Source organism: Collimonas arenae (assembly GCF_000786695.1).
Classification (GTDB): Bacteria; Pseudomonadota; Gammaproteobacteria; order Burkholderiales; family Burkholderiaceae_D; genus Collimonas; species Collimonas arenae_A.
In genome coordinates this window covers 602632-621896 of the sequence record NZ_CP009962.1, presented here as the reverse complement: position 1 = coordinate 621896, position 19265 = coordinate 602632, and the positions used below count along the sequence as shown (strand labels likewise).

At 58.4% G+C, this 19265-nt stretch carries 17 protein-coding genes; 1 reads left to right on the top strand and 16 read right to left on the bottom strand.

The features are described 5' to 3' along the window. Positions 1-6: 6 nt before the first annotated feature. The 15 genes from LT85_RS02700 to chrA form a co-directional block, all read right to left on the bottom strand. Positions 7-972 carry a VOC family protein gene (locus tag LT85_RS02700; RefSeq protein ID WP_038484930.1) on the bottom strand — a complete coding sequence of 322 codons (966 nt, stop codon included), beginning with the start codon at positions 970-972 and terminating at the stop codon, positions 7-9. A gap of 45 nt (positions 973-1017) precedes the next feature. Further along, on the bottom strand, positions 1018-2493 hold the full coding sequence (locus tag LT85_RS02695) for an aldehyde dehydrogenase (protein WP_038484927.1): 1476 nt from the start codon (positions 2491-2493) through the stop codon (positions 1018-1020). 15 nt (positions 2494-2508) lie between these two features. Continuing rightward, positions 2509-3315, bottom strand: a complete 807-nt coding sequence (locus LT85_RS02690; RefSeq protein ID WP_038484923.1) for an aspartate dehydrogenase — start codon at positions 3313-3315, stop codon at positions 2509-2511. Between the two features lie 10 nt (positions 3316-3325). Further along, entirely contained in the window at positions 3326-5023 is a 1698-nt protein-coding gene (locus tag LT85_RS02685; RefSeq protein WP_038484920.1) for a thiamine pyrophosphate-binding protein, read from the bottom strand. Beyond that, a complete protein-coding gene (locus LT85_RS02680) occupies positions 5016-5825 on the bottom strand; it encodes an SDR family oxidoreductase (protein ID WP_038484917.1) in 810 nt (269 codons plus the stop codon). The genes LT85_RS02685 and LT85_RS02680 overlap by 8 nt, the downstream gene beginning before the upstream one ends. 5 nt (positions 5826-5830) lie before the next feature. After that, on the bottom strand, positions 5831-6673 hold the full coding sequence (locus LT85_RS02675) for an IclR family transcriptional regulator (RefSeq protein ID WP_038484914.1): 843 nt from the start codon (positions 6671-6673) through the stop codon (positions 5831-5833). Between the two features lie 9 nt (positions 6674-6682). Continuing rightward, a complete protein-coding gene (locus LT85_RS02670) occupies positions 6683-7567 on the bottom strand; it encodes an alpha/beta fold hydrolase (protein WP_038484911.1) in 885 nt (294 codons plus the stop codon). Between the two features lie 21 nt (positions 7568-7588). Beyond that, complete coding sequence (locus LT85_RS02665; protein ID WP_038484908.1) at positions 7589-8128, bottom strand: cupin domain-containing protein; 540 nt, start codon at positions 8126-8128, stop codon at positions 7589-7591. A 47-nt stretch (positions 8129-8175) separates the two neighbouring features. Further along, positions 8176-8940 carry an SDR family oxidoreductase gene (locus LT85_RS02660; RefSeq protein ID WP_038484905.1) on the bottom strand — a complete coding sequence of 255 codons (765 nt, stop codon included), beginning with the start codon at positions 8938-8940 and terminating at the stop codon, positions 8176-8178. Between the two features lie 287 nt (positions 8941-9227). After that, positions 9228-10520, bottom strand: coding sequence for an MFS transporter (locus LT85_RS02655; protein WP_038484902.1), 1293 nt, complete (start codon positions 10518-10520; stop codon positions 9228-9230). 68 nt (positions 10521-10588) lie between these two features. Then, on the bottom strand, positions 10589-11548 hold the full coding sequence (locus tag LT85_RS02650; RefSeq protein ID WP_038484900.1) for an NAD-dependent epimerase/dehydratase family protein: 960 nt from the start codon (positions 11546-11548) through the stop codon (positions 10589-10591). Between the two features lie 16 nt (positions 11549-11564). Further along, positions 11565-12836 carry a D-amino acid dehydrogenase gene (locus LT85_RS02645; protein WP_038484898.1) on the bottom strand — a complete coding sequence of 424 codons (1272 nt, stop codon included), beginning with the start codon at positions 12834-12836 and terminating at the stop codon, positions 11565-11567. 133 nt (positions 12837-12969) lie between these two features. Beyond that, positions 12970-14271, bottom strand: coding sequence for an MFS transporter (locus LT85_RS02640; protein ID WP_038484895.1), 1302 nt, complete (start codon positions 14269-14271; stop codon positions 12970-12972). A gap of 470 nt (positions 14272-14741) precedes the next feature. Then, the gene (locus tag LT85_RS02635) at positions 14742-15017 is read right to left on the bottom strand and encodes a hypothetical protein (RefSeq protein WP_038484892.1); all 276 of its coding nucleotides are present in this window, start codon (positions 15015-15017) and stop codon (positions 14742-14744) included. A gap of 249 nt (positions 15018-15266) precedes the next feature. Next, positions 15267-16442 carry a chromate efflux transporter gene (gene chrA, locus LT85_RS02630; protein ID WP_038484889.1) on the bottom strand — a complete coding sequence of 392 codons (1176 nt, stop codon included), beginning with the start codon at positions 16440-16442 and terminating at the stop codon, positions 15267-15269. A gap of 935 nt (positions 16443-17377) precedes the next feature. Between chrA and LT85_RS02625 the strand changes: the two genes are divergently transcribed. Next, positions 17378-18007 (top strand): malonic semialdehyde reductase, encoded by a 630-nt coding sequence (locus LT85_RS02625; RefSeq protein ID WP_038494869.1) that lies wholly within the window; start codon positions 17378-17380, stop codon positions 18005-18007. A gap of 285 nt (positions 18008-18292) precedes the next feature. Here the strand turns inward: LT85_RS02625 and LT85_RS02620 are convergent, their stop codons facing one another. Next, a complete protein-coding gene (locus LT85_RS02620; RefSeq protein WP_038484886.1) occupies positions 18293-19195 on the bottom strand; it encodes a LysR family transcriptional regulator in 903 nt (300 codons plus the stop codon). Positions 19196-19265: the final 70 nt, after the last annotated feature.

Below are 19265 nucleotides of genomic sequence, written 5' to 3'. Positions count from 1 at the left end.
CTCTTATCAGGACTTGGGACGGTCGGTCAGGAATTTTCCGCTCGGGCCTTCGGCGTTCTTCTGCCGGCGCGTGTTGCCATCGATGCCACCGTCGATCGCCCATTCCGCGAATACGGTCGGGCCTGGTTCAAAGTCGCGCGGCTCCCATTCTTCGTTGAGCTGGTCTTCGTCCGCGTAGTACTCGATCAGGCCGCCTGCCGGATTGCGGAAATACCAGAAATAAGCCGACGAGATCGGATGACGGCCAGGGCCAAGCTGCGTATCCCAGCCTTTGCGCGACATGTGCATGCCGCCGCCGAAGACTTCGTGGATATCGCGCACGGTGAAGGCCACATGATTGAGGCCAGCGCGCGCCTCCGGCGGCTGCAGCAGGAAAATGTCATGATGGCCGCCGTCAGCTGCGCAGCGCAGGAAAGCGCCGCGGCCTGGATAGTGGTCAGACGGCACGAAGCCGAAATTATCGCAATAGAAGCTTTCGCAGGCTTTCACATCCTTGACGAAGAACACCACGTGGCCGACCTCGATCGGTGCAGCGCGCTCGTAAGCCGGGCTGCGCTGGTTGATGCGATGCTTGTGCGACCAGGTATTCATTTCCGCGCATTCGACATCGATCTCGCGCTTCTGCGTAACCTGGAAGCGCACAGCCAAACCGTTAGGATCGGTGCAGCCGATGCGTTTGCCTTGATTCACATAGCCGGGTAAGCCGGCAATACGCACAGCAAAGCGTTCCAGAACCTCTGGCGCCGATACGCCCCAGACCACTTCACGCAGGGTCGGGCCGGCTTCGATGGCCGGCGGCAGGTCGGCGGCGTCGCTATGCTTGACGATCACGCGGCAGCCATTTAGCGTTTCGAACACCAGCGCCTGTTCGCTCTCTTGCGCCAGGGTCATGCCCCAGTCTGAAAAGAATTTCTTGCATAACGGCAGGTCGTCCGCGCCGTAGGTGATTTCATCTATGCCTAGTACATCCATTACTGTGTCTCCTCGCTTTACCTCTTGGTTACCGCTGTGTTGTCGTCAACTTGCCCACGGCAGCGGCTGTTCATTCAAACCCCAGTACATGCTCTTCTGCTCCATGTACTGCAAGATCCCGAGCCGGCCTTTTTCACGGCCCAGGCCGCTGTCGCGCCAGCCGCCGAACGGCGTCGAGATCGACAGCTGCTTATAGGTGTTGATCCAGACATTACCGGCTTGCACCGCACGACCGAAGCGCCAGGCTTTCTTGTAGTCGCGGGTCCAGATGCCGGCCGCCAGCGCATAGACGCTGTCATTGGCCTGGGCAATCAACTCTTCTTCGTTATCGAAAGGCATCGCCACCAGCACCGGGCCGAAAATTTCTTCTTGGCAGATTCGCTGCGTATTGGTTAAACCTTCAATGATGGTTGGCAGATAATAATTACCGCGTTCGAACAGCGCCCCTGCCGGGCGCGTACCGCCGGTGCGGATGCGGCCGCCATCGGCCACGCCCATCGCTACATAGGATTCGATCGAATCGCGATGACGCGGTGTAATCAGCGGTCCTAGTTGCGTGCGTTCATCGGCGGGATCACCAACCCGCAGCGCTGCGGCGCCAGCGGCCAGGCGTTCGATGAAATTGTCGTAAATGCCACGAGCGACGAACAGGCGCGAACCGGCGATGCAAGACTCGCCCGACGAACTGAAAATGCCGTACAACACGCCGGCTACGGCATGATCCAGATCCGCATCTTCGAACACCATGGTCGGTGACTTGCCGCCCAATTCCAGCGATACCGGCATCATCTTGTCTGCCGCGATGTGAGCGATATGTTTACCGGTAGTGGTGCCGCCAGTGAACGACACGCGCCGCACCAGCGGATGCAGGGTGATGGCGTCGCCGATCACCGAGCCCTTGCCGGGCAACACGCTGATCAGTCCTTTTGGCACACCGGCTTCCTCGCAGATACGAGCAAGTTCCAGCGCCATCAGCGGCGTCACTTCTGCAGGCTTGACCACTACCGCATTGCCGGCGGCCAAGGCCGGCGCCATTTTTTGTGCTTCGCTGGCGATCGGCGAATTCCACGGCGTGATGGCGGCGACGACTCCCATCGGCTCATAGACACTCATGGTGAGGTTATCGCCACGCATCGGCGTGATGGTGTCTTCCATGGTTTCGCAAGCAGCGGCGAAGAACTGGAAGGTGCCGGCGGCGCTGGCCACCAGTGCGCGGGTTTCCGTGATCGGCTTGCCATTGTCGAGACGCTGGCGCTGTGCCAGATATTCCGCCTGGTCGCGTATCAGTTGCGCGACGCGATATAGCACAGCCGCCCTTTCGTGCGGTTTGCGCTGGGCCCAGCCGCTGGTGCGGAAAGCATGGTCGGCGCCACTGATTGCTTCCTCGACGTCGGCAAGGCTGGCCGCGTTCAGCCATGCCACTGCTTCACCGGTAGCTGGATACAAAGTGGCGTAGCGGTCGCCCTGTCCCAGACGCCAGTTGCCGGCGATGCAGATCGGCAGCGTTTCGTTAGAATTCATTGCTTTCCTAAGATCTCAGATAGATAAGGCATGGGCGCGATTGCCAAGCGCGCGTACCACGCTGAACACGGTCAGGGCCGAGGTTTTCGGATTGGCTGCCAGCGGCTTGCCGCGCATGGTCAATTCGAATCCGCCGAATGCGCCCTTGGCTTCTACGTGATGGACGTTTTCGGTGACGCCGGGATCGGCCAGCAGGCGCACCTGCGTGTGATCCAGGCCAAGGCCTGCCAGCGACAAGGTGGCTGCGACGTTGGCGTTCTTTGGATACAGGCGCGCTGCTTCACGCGCCGTACCTTCAAAAATCACGGTCGCTGTTTGCAGATTGTCGAGATCGAACAAACCGTCGGCCGGCGTATCCTTCCAGGCGCCCGGTGGTTTGCGGCCGGTATAGACCACGGAATCAAGGCCGCCCACGCGCGCCGCCGACAAGGCATCGATCGCACCGATCGCGCCGGACAGCAGTTGTACCTGGGTCTTGCCTTCACGGGCCGCCGCTTCCAGCTTTTCCACCAGCCCACGTTCGGACAAGGCGCCGATGGAAACCACCATGCAAGGGATGCCGCGTTTCAATGCAGGAATGATGTGTTCTTCGATCGCCTTGTGGCCGGCGCACTCTATCAGCAGGTCCGGTTGCTGGCCCTGCTCTTCCAGGCGATCAGCAACACGGGCATGCGGCGCCAGCGAAAACACGAGCGGCCGCGCTGCTTCCATATGCGCCTCCGGCACGATCACCACATCGAATGCGACTTCCGGATCGCTTTTCAGCAGCTCCATCACGCCCAGGCCGATGGCGCCGCAACCTATCATCGAAACATGCAGCATGTCATTCTCCTCAAGCTACCGTTGCAACGGATTGTTCCGCCGGATTTTCTTCATTCACCGGCGGCCCGGCGAATGCAGTCTTGAATTTGCCGATGGACAGCATGTCGATTTCCAGCATGAACGGGCCCGGCTCCGCCAGTGCCGTACGCAAACCGCTTTCGGCATCGGCCAGGTTGCTGATACGGACATGGCGCAATTTCAACGACTGCGACAACAACGCGTAATCCGGCGTGTGCAGTTCGACGTAATGGCGTCGGCCGCCATATTGCACATCCTGGATATTCTTGATGACGCCGTAGCTCTGGTCGTTCATCAGCACGATCACCATGTCGGCGCGCTCCTGCACTGCAGTCGCCAGTTCACCCAGATTGAGGATGAAGCCGCCGTCGCCGGCGAGGCAGAAAGTCTTCTTGCCAGAAGCGGTCACTGCCGCGCCGACAGCCGCGCCTATCCCCATCGCCAGACCCTGGCCGATACCTCCGCCCAGTGCATGCACACCAGCCAGCGGATCGAAAATGCGCAGATAGCGATTACCCCAGGTGCTGTTGGAGACGGTGACGTCGCGCACCCAGTTGAAGTTGTGGCCGGCGGCTTTTTGCAGCTGCTCGACCAGGGCGTTGTATGGACCGAGTCCATCGACCAGACCATGTACTGCCGCTTCGCGCGCCTGTTGCAGGTCGCCGATGAAACCCGGATCCACCTGCAAGGCTTGCAGCCGGTCGGCCAGGCCATCCAGCGCCAACGCGGCGTCACCGCAAACAAAATAGTCGCTGTTATAGCAGCGGCCTTCGGCGGCAGGATCGGCATCGATGCGATAACGCGTCTGCGGCAACTTCAGTTCATATTTCAGGGTTTCGTTGCCGCGCAAGCGCGAACCTACCACCAGCACCGCATCGCAAGTCTGGTAGAAATTCTCGACCGGCTTGTGCAGATTGAAAGCACCCAACGAACGTGGATCGTCTTCTGGCACTATGCCACGGCCCTGCGTCGTGCTGACGATGCCGAAACCTAGATCGAGCAAACGCTGCACCTGTTTTCCGGCATGTCGTGCGCCGCCGCCGACCCATAGCATCGGCCGCTTGGCTTTGACAAGGCGTGCCGCCAGTTCGTCCAGCGCGTGTTCCGACGGTGTATTGGCGGGAATCGGCAAAGGACGTAAATCGGATGGCATGGCGATCAGCGCTGCCTGGATGTCGATTGGGATTTCCACGCTGACTGGCCCCATCGGCGGTGTCAGCGCGGTTTGCACCGCCAGCTTGACTGTACTGATGGCGGTATCGACGCTGCGCACACGGAATGCGGCTTTCGAGATGGACTTGAGCATGCTCAGCTGGTCCGGCGCTTCGTGGATATAGGACAGGCTTTGATCCAGGTAGGGCGTCTCGATCTGGCCGGTCAGGTGCAGCAAGGGAGTACCCGCGGTCAAAGCTTCGACCATGGCGCCGGCAGCGTTGCCGGCAGCAGTGCCGGTGCTAGTCAGGCAAACCCCGAGGCCGCCGGTGGTGCGGGCGTAGGCGTCGGCCATGTTGGCGCCGCCGGCTTCGCCGCGCGCCATCACGAAACGGATCTTGTCGCGCTCGCCGAAGGCATCCAAAATCGGCATGTTGTGAATCGAGATCACGCCGAAGGCGGCCTTGACATTGCATTGCTCAAGAAAGGCGGCGATGGCGCAGCCGACGGTAACTTGTTGCTGATTCTTTTTAGGCATGGCGGGAAAGTCCTCCTGAAACGTCGATATGACTGCCAGTTGTGTACGAAGAAAGGGGCGTCGCCAAAAATACAATGGCGCGTGCTGCTTCCTGGGGATGGCCGAGACGACCGAGTTGGATATGTTTTTTCCGCGCCAGCTCCTGGGTCCATTGTTCCCAGGACATCTCGCGTTCGGCGCGCGCTTCATAGCGGCGACGCCACTGGCCAGACTCCACCAGTCCGATCAGGATGCCGTTGACGCGGATGCCCAGCGGGCTGAATTCTGTGGCTAACGAACGCACCAGGTTATGCACGCCGGCGCGGGCGGCGGATGTCGCCACCATGTGCGGCTCCGGCTGTATCGCCAGCAGCGAATTGACGCAGACCACGGCGGCGTCGCCATCGGCGCCGCTCATGCGTTGCAGTTGCGGCTGGAAAGCGCGGGTCGGATAGATCACAGAGAAAAATTTGAGGCGCAGCTCTTCCAGCCAGGCGGTGTCGTCGGTATCGGCAAAGGTCGATACCCTTCCTTGGCCGGCGTTATTCACCAGTATCGATGCTGGCCCGAGATGCTGCTCGACCGCGGCGGCGAATGCTTGCACCTGCTCCTGCACCAGCACATCGCATACGCCGCAATACAAATGCGCTTGCGGGAAACGCAGGCGCAGCATGGCTTCGACCTGCGTCAGGCGTTCCTGGCTGCGGCCGCACAATGCTACCGCAGCGCCGGCTTCCAGCAGCAGCTCCACGGTCGCCAGGCCGATGCCCGATGAACCGCCGGTAACCACCGCCACTTTGCCTTCGAGTCTTACCATGCTCATGCTGTTTACTCCCGCCACATGTTGACGACCTTGCTGCCTGATTTCTCAGGGGCGTGGTCCAGCAAACCCGATAACTCGCCGGCGGTATCGCGCACGCTCCGTACGATGCCATCGAGTTGGCTCGCATCGATATGCGGCAAAGGAATCGTCGCTCCCATCGCCGCAACTACCTTGCCAGAGTGATCGCGCACCGGTGCGGCGATGGTCGAGATGCCGGTTTCGAAAAAACCTTCCTGCAGCACATAACCGCGCGCTTTATCCTGCTGCACCATGTCGAACAGTTCTACGACGGTCTTCGGCGTATTGCTGGAGAAGCTTTCCAGATGTTCTTCCGGATACAGTTCACGCAACTCGGCCAGCGACAGATCTTCCAGCAGCACGCGGCCGAGGACCGTGGCGTGCGCCGGCAAACGTGTACCGACATTGACCGAACTGACGAATGCGGTCGGCGTCACCGATTTGGCGACATATACAATGGAGCGGCCGTCGCGCACCACAAGGTTGCAGGGATATGAAATCTGGTCACGCAGGCGGTCCAGCAACGGCCGGCCGATTTCCGTCAGTTCCAGCGAAGCCAGGTATTCAAAACCGAGGCGCAGCACTGCCATGCCAAGGCGGTAATCGCGGCCACCTTCGTTGCGTTCGACAAAGCCCATGCGTTCCAGCGTGGTCAGCAGGCGAAACACGGTCGAACGCGGCACACTCAAGCGGCGCGCCAGTTCCGGCGCCGACAGACTCTTGTCCTGACGGCTGAATTCACACAACAGGCGCAAACCGCGCTCCAGCCCCGGCACGAGATATTTTTCTTGCTCTTGGTTTTCTTCTTCTGGCAGCTCTATTTTATTCATGATGTTTTCTTAAGAGAGTTGATCAAGATGACGACGTATCACTGCAGCGACTGCTTGCGGCTGTTCGATGTAGCAGGCATGTCCAGCAGCTTCTATCAGCTGGAACGGCAACCGCAAACTATCGGCCAGCATCCGGCTGTCCTGCGGCGTGGTAACCACGTCGTCAGCGCCGCAATATATCGCACACGCCGGCCCTGCTGCGGGTAATCGGTAGCGGTGGATATCGTCGCCGCACAGCATGTATACCGCTTGCGTGTAACTGGCGGGATTCAGCCTTTGCGTATTCCAGCGCACCCAGGCGCGGGCGAATTCGCTGGCTTGCACCGACAGCATCCGCTCCGGGCTTTTCAGGGCCATCCCCGCGATACCCAGGTTTTCCAGTGCCGCCAGACGTTGCTGCGCAATCTCTTCGCCACGCACGCGCTTGTCACCGCCGCCATAACCCTGCGCCGGACTGACCAGCAATAGTTGCTCGGCGCGGGTGTAACCCGCGGCGACATATGCGGATGCCATCAACGCACCCAGCGAATGCCCAACCAATACGCAATTGCGCACATCCAACGCTTGCAGAAGCTGCTCCAGGCGCATGGCGTAATCTGCTGCGCTGGGACGCGCCATCGGCAATGCCGATGAGCCGCCGTAGCCGGGCGCATTCCAGGCGACGACCTGTGCATCCTGTTGCAAATCCAAGGCGCACTGTAGCCAGGATGCAGCGCCCGAACCGATGCCATGCAACAGGACTACCGTTTTGCCGCCGGGCACCGCTGTGCCGCAGCTACGATAGGAAACCAGGCTGCCGCCAACATCGACAGTGCGCTCGGAAAACCCCCGCGCCATCAGGCCCAGGGCGTGTTCCAGTTGCGTGGCGCAGGCGGTGGCGGTGGCGGTCGACATGTTTTTCACGCTTGATCCTGCTTAATCGCGCTTGATCTGCGCCAGCGGATGATCGGCCGGATAGGTCGGACGGATAGGCGCTTTCGAACCCAGCATCACGCACATCAGCGCATCTTCTTCGCCGATATTGATTTCTTCGCGATATACGCCGGGCGGAATGGACACCACATCGCGCTCGGTCAGGATGGTTTCGTAGCGCTCACCGTCTTTCTCAAGCACCAGCTTGAGCGTGCCGCGCAACACAAAAAACACTTCTTCGACATCGATGTGCAAATGCGGCGGACCTTCATGGCCGGCCGGAATGATCATAGTCGAGAAAGTGAAATGCTCAGATGGAATCACACTGCTATCGCTGGCCACGCCAGTGCCGCCGGTACCGATGTAGCGCATTTGCGCGCGACGGTATTTGGGATCGTGGTCGGCCTGGAATTTTAGTGCGTTCCAGTCGTACTTGCGGCTGGAAAAGCGCGCCACGCGCGTATCCATCCACTGGCTGAAGCTGCTGCCTTCGGCTTGCGCCCAGCTTGGCTTGATATTCTGCTGTTCGGATAAATCAGTCATTCGTTTCTCCTTGCGTTGGTCCAGAAATACTCTTGCGTAGTCAGTTTTCAGTTCATTACAAAGCCGCCGTTGACGGCCATGACTTGCCCCGTATAGAAGCGGGACATATCGGACAGGGCATAAATCACCGCGCCGCAGACGTCTTCCGGCAACTGCTCGCGCTGGATTGCGCGGCGGTCGTGATACATCTGATGACGCGCCTGCGGCACATATTCGGTGGCTTCCACCAGCGTCAGGCCCGGCGCCACGGCGTTGACGGTGATGTTGTCGGCGCCCAGTTCACGTGCAAGCGAACGCGTCATGCCGATCACCGCGCTCTTGCTCGCCACATAGGCCAGCAGATTAGGCGCGCCCCACAACGGCGTATCGGAAGACAGGTTGACGATGCTGCCGCGCCCGGACGCACGCAGCGCCGCCAGACAAGCATTGGTCATCAGCCAGGTACCGCGCACGTTGACCGCCATGACCTTGTCCCACATCTCTATTTCCAGCTGCTCGGACGTGCGGCCACCGGAGTTGGTGACGGCGGCGTTATTGACCAGGCCGTCCAGCCCGCCGAGCCAGCCTATTGCCTGGTCCGCACAGGATTTGATCGATTCCGGGTCCGCCAGATCAAGCGGGAAGCCGGTGACGTTGAAGCCGCGCTGCTGCAGATCGCTGACTGCCTGCTGCAAGCTGTCTTCCAGGATGTCGGCCATTGCCACGCTGGCGCCGGCTTCGGCAACAGCCGTCACAAACGCCAGGCCGAGGCCGCGCGCTGCGCCGGTGATGAAAATCCGTCGTCCTGCCAGAAGTTGCGTGCTTTGCTTCATTGTTGTCTCTTCATTTTTAGCGATTGCCATGATTTCTTTTTTGTTTCATATATAAACCAGTAATTCATATATGAGTCATTACATGGAAATATATCAGATATTTTGCGCATTGCCAGTGCTTTTTATTTTTTATTTCACACATAAGCCAATGATTTATATATGAAAACTATGATCACAAAGCTATGAATAGGGATCGGGATAAGCTGCAATGCCTGGCAAGTCCTCGATCCCCGCTGAAACCGGTGCAATGCTGTTACCGAAGCAACAACACCGGCCCCACAGCATCTCTACGCGCTCAGGCCGGAAGACGCAGGCACCAAACTCCGTCTTTCGGCGCGCTCGCGCAGCCAGAGAATCAGGCCGCAAATGAACACCACCAGTTGAGTACCGATCAGCAATGCAAATCCTGCGAAGAATCCCGATGCCGCCCCGCCGGAACCCGCCGACACCGCACTGATGACACCCCCCATCGCCAACGGCATGAGACCGGCGATCAGGCTCCCGACACCGTTCACCACGCCAAAGGCGCTGGCGGTATATTCGGCGCGAGAGTTGTCCTGCACGATGCTGGGAATGGCGGGAGCTTGCAGCCCCCAGAAGAAATTCGCGGCAACCATGCCGGCTGCGGCCCAGTAACGATCGGCAGTCTGAATGGTCAACCAGACAGCCAATGCCACGCTCAAGCTGCCGACCAGAAACATGCATGGCACCCATCGGCGCTGCAGCTTGTCGAGCACGATGCCGCCCATCAGTACGCCGCACACCATCGCGTACTGCGGTAACGACGCGAGCCAGCCCATTTCACGCAGCGAGAAGCCGCGCGATACCTTGAGATAGGCGGGCAGCCAATTGCTGCTACCCCACAGATAAGCCAACGCCGCCGACGTCAGCACGGTGATCAGGATCAGGTGGCGCGTTTGCCATGCACCGGCGACAACCTGTCTCACCGGCATTGCAGCGCGCGGCGGCGGCGCCGAGGAACCGTGCCGTTCCTTGCCCGGCATGTGCACGAAAGCGATCACGAGCGGGATACCCAAGACGATATTAACGAGGCCGATGACGTGAAACGAGGTTTGCCAGTCGAAATGCGTGAGCAGATAGCTCACTAGCGGATAGCCGATCGCCAAACCGATTCCCGTTCCCATATTGACCAGCGAATTCGGCTTGCCGCTCTCCCGGCTGGTGAAGTGCGCCTTGATATAAGCGGCGGCGAGTGAGTACAAAGGCCCTTCGGCTATCCCGAGCAGAAGCCGTGACGTGAGGATCAGCCCGTAACCGTGCGCCAACGGTGACGCGAAAGTCAATGCCCCCCAAAATGCGAGACCGTAAATGAGGCTTTGGCGCACGCCGAGCAGCGCCGAGCAGAACGGCGTGAGGAGAACCGACGATAGACCGTAGCCAACCAGGAAAACAGTGGCGAACATGCCCTGACGGACACGGTCGCCGGACTCGAGGCCGATATGCGCCAGAAATGCATGGTCCGTAACCAGTACTGCGAGGTTGATGCGATCGATGTACGAGATGGCGGCAACAACGAATAAGGTGAGGACACCACACCAACGCCAAGATTTGGACTCCATTGCACTCCTCCTTGTATTTTTCGTCTAACCGCTAACCACGTATGGCTCGGGTATCCATCTGGAAGCCGTCAATCGGCGCCAGCGATGTGCGAGATCGTGTCCGCTAGGGAATAGCGGGCGCGAAAACCCAATTCCCGCCAGGCGGTGCCGACATCGGACGGCGCCGGGCGCTGGAACGCGAACCCGGACAAACCGCCGGCGGGAAGGCACAGGTCGGCCACTTGCAACGTCTTGAAGCTACGCCGCACCACCGCGACAAATTCGTCGAACGTGAAACATTCACCCGTGGCGATGTTGTAGATTCCTTGGGCCGGATTGGGCGCGTGCAGCGCGGCGGCGGCAGCGGCAGCGCAGTCGCGCGCATCGATGAATTCCTCTTGTCCGCCCCATAGCAGGTTCGTGCTTTCGTACCGGGCGGGCTCGCCGCTGCGGCCCGCGCGCAACAGGCAGTCGAGCATCTGGCCGGGCACGCTGGACGCGGCTTCCGAGCCCGCTCCCAGAACGGCGCCGAACCTCAGCACGATAGCCTCCACGCCATACTGCTGCGCATAAGCCAGCGCCAAATGCTCGTTGGCGATCTTGGTGCACGCATAGAGACTCGCGGGTCGTTCACTGACGATCCGATATGAAAAATCTTCTGGAATCGGCGTATCTGGCAGCGATCCAAACGCCGAATACATCACCGTGGTCGAACTGGCGATGAGCACGCGCCGAAGCTTGAACTGCCGCGCGGCCTCGAGAATGTTCGCCGTTCCCATCACGTTCACCCGGATGCCCGTCAACGGGTCACGACGGATCGCGGGGGTGAGCATCGCCGCCGTATGCACGATCGAATGCACCTGATGCTGATGGATGAGATGACCCAGGCCTGGCCAGTCGGTCACATCGGCCTGCACCAGAGGCAGGTCACCCAGGTCGTCGGACGGCGGGCGGCGGATATCCGCCAGCAACACCGTTTTTCCCTGCGCGCGCAGCTGGCGCGCCGTCAGTCGGCCGATCAAGCCGGCTCCCGTGATCAGTGTGGTCATCCTATCTCCTGGTTGGTTAGCGGCGCAGTGGAGATAGCAACGCGTAGTCGGTCGCGTCGATATCGGTAGGCCGTCCCGTGACAATGTCTGCCATCAATTTCCCCGACCCACAGGACATGGACCAGCCGCTGCCCCCGTGACCGGTGTTGACGTATAGGTTTTCACAAGCCGTCCGGCTAACAAGCGGCACACCATCCGGCGTAGCCGGTCTCAGTCCGGCCCACGAGGTAGCGCCTTGAAGGCCGATCGCGCCCGGAAATGCGCCCTCGAACGCCGCGAGCAACTGGTCGGAACGGGCGGCATCCGGCGTGGTGCCATAGCCCGCGACTTCGGCGATACCCGAGATTCTCATCCGGTCGCCGAGGCGGGCCATGCCAGTCTTGGTCGCGAAGTCGAAGAGCGAATGCCGTGGAGCACGCTCCTCCGTTGCAATCGGCGCGGTGACGGAGTAGCCCTTGATGGGGTAAACGGGGATGTCGGCAAGCCCCTTCAGCAACATCGGCGTATCGGCTCCGGCAGCAAAGACATAAGCGTCTGCCTTGAACTCCCTGTCTTGTGAAACGATCGAGCGAATCTTGGCGCGGGCAGCACCGGATTGATCGACGTGGATCTGTTTCACGGTCGTATTCCAGTCAAACACGCCGCCCCGCGCCGCCACCGCCTCCGCCAGTTTGGCCGTGAATACCTGGCAGTCCCCCGACAAATCGTCATGCACATGCAGACCGGCAAACAGATGCGGCGTGGAGCGCGCAAGCGCCGGTTCCAACGTAAAGACCTGCGCGCGCGAAAGGAAGTTCGCCGCAATCCCCATGGTTTCCAGATAACGCAAATGCCCATCGATCATCGCCTGCGGAACCGGTTCTCGATAAATCTGCAACACGCCGTTCACGCTGCGCTGGTAGTCGATGGGGAGCGCAGATTCGATGTGCCGCAGGCATTCCAATGCATATTTCGCCATCCGAGTCAGCCGGGCACGGTTGATGGAAAACCGGTCGGGCCGGCATTCCTTGAGCGATTGCATCATCCAGGTGATTTGCCGCCACGTAAAATCGGGGCGCCACTTGAAGGCGGCCGACTTGTCGAACTGAGAGACGACCGCCATCCGGATGGCGCCAGGCGCCGACCAGGGGGCCGAGAGTCCAGCCGAATAGAATCCGCCGTTGGCATAGCTGCATTCCATGCCTGGCGCCGGCCTGCGATCGACGATCCGAACCTGGCATCCTTGCTGTTGCAGAAAATGCGCTGTCGCGACGCCGATCACACCAGCGCCGACAATAATGACCTCCATGGATTTTTCTCCCTCGCCTGAGCAGCGATTTCAAATTCGCACCGATCGGCGAGCGGACGGCATCGATGTCGTTCCAGTCATTCCGTTCGGCGCATCGAGATGCCACGGCATGCCGATAGCATCGAATCATGGTTCAAGGTTGGCATGCCACCTTCTCCGGGACAGCATCGACTGCATCTCTGGACCGCGCCCACAACACCGCCCCGCAAATAAATACCACTACCTGCGTGCCGATCAGCAACGCAAATCCTGCGAAGAATCCGGACCCTGCATTCGCCGACGCTCCCGAACCTGTCGCCACTGCACTGATCACGCCGCCCATCAGTGCAGGCATGAATCCCGCCACCAGGCTGCCAGTGCCATTGACTACGCCGAAGGCGCTGGCGGTGTGTTCAGGGCGTGAATAATATTGGACTGTGCTGGGAATTGCGGGGCTCAGCAAACCCCAGAAAAAGTTCGCTGCAATCAGGCTGTAGGCGGCCCAATATGGGTTCGCCACATTGATAGCCAGCAGTACTGACGAGGCAACGCCCAGGCTGGCCGCCATGAAGATGAACGGCACGCGCTGGCGGCCGACCTTGTCGATGATGACGCCGCCCAACAGCACCGCCAGTACCAGTGCGTACTGCGGCAAGGACGCCAGCCAGCCCATTTCCCGGATCGAGAATCCGCGTGCTTCCTTCAGGTAAGCCGGCAACCAGTTACTGCTACCCCAGAGATAGGCGAGCGCAGCGGAAGTCAATATTGTGATCAGGAGCAAGTGACGGGTTTTCAACGCTCCCCTGATGATGTCTCCCGCACGGGCAACTGCATCGCCCAGCGATGCAGGCCGATTCGCATAGGCAGCCATCTTCGGCATACGTACAAAAGCCAGCACCAACGGAATACCCAGGGCGATATTCAACAATCCAACCAGGTAGAACGACATTTCCCACTGGAAGCTAACCAGCATGTAGCCGACGATGGGATAGCCAAGCGCCAGGCCCAGCCCCGTTCCCATGTTGACGAAAGAGTTCGGCTTGCCGTTTTCGTGGTTTTCAAAATGCGCCTTGATATATGACGACGCCAGGGAAAACAAGGGACCTTCGGCCACGCCTAGCAATAAACGCGATGCCACCAGTAATCCGTAGCCATGGAAATGCGGTGTCACGAAAGTCACCACGCCCCACATAATCAAGCCATACAGCAAGCTTTTGCGCACGCCGAACAGAGCTGCGCAAAACGGTGTCAGGATGAAGGCCGAGATGCCGTAGCCCAGCATGAAGGCGGTAGCCAGGAAACCCTGGCTGGCGCGGTCGCCTCTGGCGATGCCTATGTGCTCCAGAAATGCAGGATCTGTGATCAGCACAGAGATGTTGATTCTGTCCACATACGATATGGCGACGATGATGAACAAGGTAATCACGCCATACCAGCGGCCGCTATTCGACTTCATGAAATCTCCAATGTTATTGATTTATTTTTTCAGTAACGTCTGCTTGCCTGAGGCAAGATTGGCTTTTTGTTTCATATATAAACCAATGGATCATATATGGAAGCTCTTGGCTGAAAATATAGCAGAGATTCAGGGAAATGGAAGTGTTTTTTGTCTTGCTTATAAATTATTGATTTATATATGAGGCAAATTGACATCGTTAGATAAATCGATGAGCAAGCGTATCGATGTGAATTTCGTCCACGAATACCGTCCTCGAATTCCGCCGGTCAGACGGTATTTCTATTCAGAGAAATTGGCAGCGAGACTGAAGGAGCGTGCTAAGCGATCGACGCGGCGGGCGCGTTTTCCGGCAGGATTGGGATATTTATAGAGTAGTACAGATGTTTGACAAACAAAGCCCCCGGAAGCCATGGCTTGCCGGGAGCATTGCTTGATATCTAGGCGCTATCGTTGAAACCTGGATTGCATCAAGGCTTGATTCTGGTGATTTCGCTGATGTGGGCTTTCCCGTTGAGCGGCTTAAAGATGTAGACCAAGGCCGGAAAATGAGGAGCGTTGGGTACGCTGACTTCACCGGTGGTCAGGAAGCAGTAATTGGTTCCGGCAACGACTTGCGTCGCAAAGGCGGACGGCACGTAACTCACGCCGACAAAACCTTCCAGCGCTTCCTTGAACACCGCTTTCACAGCGCTGGTCAATTCATAGTCAAAGGAACTCCAACCACCGACAATTTCTGTTGTCATGATATTCACCCTTATGATGACCGCATGTTTGGATACCTGCGGCTGTTGCGGCCTTCCAGACGCAGGCGACAAAAAATCCAGAAAATCATGCTGCCCCGAATTGGCTGGTCATTCAGGCTATGCAACAACCTCAAATTATTTCCAAGAAGAAATTAGATGCTCATCCTATGCGCATGCAGACAGAAAAAATACTGTTGAAAGTGATAGGTCCGCGGCGAGTTCAACCCCGAAGCACAGACACTGCCAGCCTTAGAATATGGCGGCGGCAAACGCGGTCAGCACAACTACCAGCCAAGGCGGCCATTTCCAGGCGACCAGCAAGAGAAATCCCAGTGCAGCAAGGGCGAAGTCGGTGGGACGCAAAATGGCGCTGATCCAGACCGGGTTGTAAAACGCAGCCAGCAGCAAGCCGACCACGGCGGCGTTAATGCCGGCCAAGGCCCTTCTGGCACCTTGATGCTGCCGCAGCGCTTCCAGGAATGGCAGCGCGCCGCAGACCAGCAAAAATGAGGGAAGGAAAATCGCCACGACGGCGACTATCCCACCCAGCCAACCGTTTGGCATTTTGGACGAAGCGCTGCCGAGATAGGCGGCGAAGGTAAACAAGGGACCGGGGACCGCTTGCGCTGCACCATATCCAGCCAGGAACAGGTCATTCGAGACCCATCCCCTGGGTACGACCTCCGACTGCAACAGCGGCAGGACGACGTGGCCGCCGCCAAACACCATCGCTCCAACCCGGAAAAATACGCTGAAAAGTTCAGCGTCATAACGTCCTGAAATCTCCGCCAGCAATGGCAGAGCCGCCAACAATGCCAGGCACAGCAGGATGGCAGAGATGCCGGCGCGCCGACTGATGTTCGAAGCGGGAAATTCCACCAGCGCAACCGGCGCAGTCTTCAGGAACAGTGCGCCCGCGATCCCGGCAGCCAGAATGACGCCGATCTGGCCGAAGGCATTGGGCAGGACAGTCGCAATGCATGCGGCTATCAACGCAATGGAAGCTCTTTTAACATCCGGCGTCAGCGTCCGCGCCATGCCCCATAGCGCTTGTGCTACAACAGCAACTGCAACGATTTTCAAGCCATGCAGCCAGCCGCTTCCTGAAGCGGCACCCAAATGGCTGGCGAGGATGCCAAAAATAATGAGCGCTAGCGCCGACGGCGCCGTAAATCCAAGCCATGCGGCAAACCCGCCGGCATATCCGGCCCGGGTCAAACCCAGCGCGATGCCCACCTGGCTGCTGGCGGGACCAGGAAGCAACTGACAGAGCGCCACCAGATCCGCATAAGCCGACTCCGCCAGCCATTGACGCCGTACGACGAACTCTGTCCGGAAATAACCGAGATGCGCGACCGGCCCACCAAACGATGTCAGGCCAAGCCGCAGGAAGATGAGGAATACCGACAGGGGTGAATCACGCATTTTTCGGATATTGAAATTTTCTGGCCGCCAGCATGAGGAATGCATCACATGGTTTTTACAAACCGGGGCTGAGCCCACGTACTATACTTCATGACCTGTTGCCATCGAGATTTGAAGCAGCACGGTACCCGCTATTTCACCGTAATCAGATTTTTCCTTTTGCGTTCCAACTCCCCCGGCCATGAGTTGTAAACGGACTTCGACGATATTCGGTTTGTTGCGTAAAACTGACTGTAATGCCATTTAACAATTGTTTGCCAATGCAACATTGAATATGCCATATGCTTCGCTAAGCCTCTATGAAAGACAGCGCGAATCGTCCGAATAGACAGGCTTTCCAAGCCATGGCGCGGGTTCAGAAATTTTTGCCTTGTCATCTTTTTGTCACACAATTTCATGAAGATGGCAGACAGGACTTGATGCTGCTCTTAAGCCGACAGACTATTTATTACCTCTGACTACGTGAGTGTAAACATGAGAACATTCGTGCATTTGTATCGCTACTACCGACGCGGCGGTTATCGTATTTTTCCAGCAGTCAAGCGCGCCAGCCGCGCCTGGAACCACGGATTTTAAAATCAGCATGCGTTGTTTCGCATGCCCAGCTCCCCTATTTCGTAGCCTGGGATATCTTCCCTCGTACATGTAAATAACGCGTGGCAACTTTCGGCGCCGGCCTCGCCGCCGAACCGCAACCAGCCATCACTATGGCTGCCGGTAATCGGCGCCACCGACAGAATTTGCCGCAGCGATGTGTCATGATCGGCAACTCCCCCTCTTTCACATGTGCTGGACCGCGTGCTGCCGCAACGCCGACAATGGTCCATGCAAACAAACGAACTCAGATAGCCTTTTGATTCCCGCCTCCTATACTGGTGTACTGGATATGCTGAAGAATGCACACTGCATCCTCAACCAACTTCAAGGTGATAATCATGAGCGAGCAATTGAACCAGGAAGGACTCGACCTGCTGTTCTTCAAGGCCAGGACTCACAATGCATGGCTGGATAAACCGGTCAGCGACGACACATTGCGGCGTCTTTATGACGTGATGAAATGGGGACCGACCAGCGCCAATTGTTCACCGGCACGGATTTTGTTTCTGCGCACGCCAGAATCCAAGGAGCGGCTACGCCCGGCGCTGGCTCCGGGAAATGTCGACAAGACCATGGCAGCGCCGGTTACAGCCATCATCGGCTATGACGGCAAGTTCTACGAACAGCTGCCCAAGCTGTTCCCCCATGCCGATGCACGCGCCTGGTTCGCGGACACGCCTGAGCTCGCGGGGGTGACTGCCAGACGCAACAGTTCCCTTCAAGGCGCGTATTTCATGCTGGCGGCGCGCGCACTTGGACTGGATTGCGGCCCCATGTCAGGATTCGACCAGGGGAAGGTCGACCATGAATTTTTCCCGGATGTGAAGTCGCTGAACTTCGAGTATGAATATTTTCCCGACAGTCATATCAAAACCAATTTCCTATGCAACCTGGGTTACGGAGATCCTGAAAAACTCTTCCCGCGCAGCCCTCGCCTTGATTTCGATGAGGCGTGCAAATTACTTTGACATGGTCATTTTCAAACTGCATCAGCATTGATGACATGGGTCTGCACAAAAGCAGCGCAACAGAATCCCCAAAAAAACAAAGCCCGCCAAGTCAATGATTTAGCGAGCTTTGTTTTCACAGAATCACGCGCGCGGAGTGTCAGAAGTGTTTGGATACCAAACTATGCAAACAAACATATTGCTCCTATAACCCGGCGGCGCATTGTACCAACACGCCCAACACTTCCTACCTTCGTTCAGTAGACGAAGGCAATCCTGCGAATCATCCTGCCTGGCCCATCGCAACTACGCTCCACTCAGCCGCAGCTCATGAACCAGGCCGATGAGCGCGCGCAACCGCGCAGGAACGAAGCGATGACCGGAGTAGTAAAGCCTCAATCCTCCAAACGACGGGCACCACGGAACCAGCACGGACACCAGGGCGTCGGTTTTCAGCTCTTCCTCAATGAACCATTCGGAGATGAAGCCAATGCCCAGCCCGAGCAGCACCGCCTTCTTGATGGCTGACATCTCATTGAGCGTAAAACGCACAGGCAAATCCATCTGCAGCTTCTGGCCGCTGCGCTCCAGTTCCCAGTGATAAGTGCCGCCGTGCGACATGCGCATGCCGATGCTTTGGTGCTTGAGCAGATCGCGCGGGTGCCTGGGCGTGCCGTGGCGTTTCAGGTACTCGGGTGTTGCCACCACGAGCATGCGGATGTCGCGCGAAAGCGCCACAGCGATCATGTCCTGCGGCACGGACTCGGCCAGACGGATACCGGCGTCGAACCCATCGGCCACGACGTCGATCATGCGCGACTCGCTCGCAATGTCGATACATACCTCGGGATAGCGCTGCGCGTACTGGTTGAAAAGCGGCTCCAGCAGCAGGGTTGCCGCACCCTGCGGCGCATTGATGCGCAGCGTTCCGCTGGGTACGTCAGGGCCGGTGCCGGCTTCTTCGCCTGCGCTTTTGATTTCCGCCAACGCGGGGGCAATGCGCTCCACATAACGCTGCCCTGCATCAGTGAGAGCCACGCTGCGTGTCGAGCGATTGAAAAGACGCACCTTCAGGCGAGCCTCCAGTCCGGCCACGGCGCTGCTCACTGCAGTGGTGGACATGCCCAACTCCAGTGCCGCGCCACGAAAACTGTTGCGACGTGCGACGGCCAGCACCACCTCCAACTCGGTCATTCCTGTTTTGTGCATGGATTATCCTGAATTGACGGATACGTCATAAACAATAAGACGGCTTATCAGAACAATATACCACTCCTAT

Excerpts from the sequence above, each read along its gene's own strand:
- LT85_RS02700 (WP_038484930.1), bottom strand. The coding sequence starts at position 972 with ATGGATGTACTAGGCATAGATGAAATCACCTACGGCGCGGACGACCTG.
- LT85_RS02640 (WP_038484895.1), bottom strand. The coding sequence starts at position 14,271 with ATGAAGTCGAATAGCGGCCGCTGGTATGGCGTGATTACCTTGTTCATC.
- LT85_RS02670 (WP_038484911.1), bottom strand. The coding sequence starts at position 7,567 with ATGTCGACCGCCACCGCCACCGCCTGCGCCACGCAACTGGAACACGCC.
- LT85_RS02680 (WP_038484917.1), bottom strand. The coding sequence starts at position 5,825 with ATGAGCATGGTAAGACTCGAAGGCAAAGTGGCGGTGGTTACCGGCGGT.
- LT85_RS02635 (WP_038484892.1), bottom strand. The coding sequence starts at position 15,017 with ATGACAACAGAAATTGTCGGTGGTTGGAGTTCCTTTGACTATGAATTG.
- LT85_RS02665 (WP_038484908.1), bottom strand. The coding sequence starts at position 8,128 with ATGACTGATTTATCCGAACAGCAGAATATCAAGCCAAGCTGGGCGCAA.
- LT85_RS02625 (WP_038494869.1), top strand. The coding sequence starts at position 17,378 with ATGAGCGAGCAATTGAACCAGGAAGGACTCGACCTGCTGTTCTTCAAG.
- LT85_RS02620 (WP_038484886.1), bottom strand. The coding sequence starts at position 19,195 with ATGCACAAAACAGGAATGACCGAGTTGGAGGTGGTGCTGGCCGTCGCA.
- LT85_RS02660 (WP_038484905.1), bottom strand. The coding sequence starts at position 8,940 with ATGAAGCAAAGCACGCAACTTCTGGCAGGACGACGGATTTTCATCACC.
- chrA (WP_038484889.1), bottom strand. The coding sequence starts at position 16,442 with ATGCGTGATTCACCCCTGTCGGTATTCCTCATCTTCCTGCGGCTTGGC.
- LT85_RS02645 (WP_038484898.1), bottom strand. The coding sequence starts at position 12,836 with ATGGAGGTCATTATTGTCGGCGCTGGTGTGATCGGCGTCGCGACAGCG.
- LT85_RS02695 (WP_038484927.1), bottom strand. The coding sequence starts at position 2,493 with ATGAATTCTAACGAAACGCTGCCGATCTGCATCGCCGGCAACTGGCGT.
- LT85_RS02655 (WP_038484902.1), bottom strand. The coding sequence starts at position 10,520 with ATGGAGTCCAAATCTTGGCGTTGGTGTGGTGTCCTCACCTTATTCGTT.
- LT85_RS02690 (WP_038484923.1), bottom strand. The coding sequence starts at position 3,315 with ATGCTGCATGTTTCGATGATAGGTTGCGGCGCCATCGGCCTGGGCGTG.
- LT85_RS02650 (WP_038484900.1), bottom strand. The coding sequence starts at position 11,548 with ATGACCACACTGATCACGGGAGCCGGCTTGATCGGCCGACTGACGGCG.
- LT85_RS02675 (WP_038484914.1), bottom strand. The coding sequence starts at position 6,673 with ATGAATAAAATAGAGCTGCCAGAAGAAGAAAACCAAGAGCAAGAAAAA.
- LT85_RS02685 (WP_038484920.1), bottom strand. The coding sequence starts at position 5,023 with ATGCCTAAAAAGAATCAGCAACAAGTTACCGTCGGCTGCGCCATCGCC.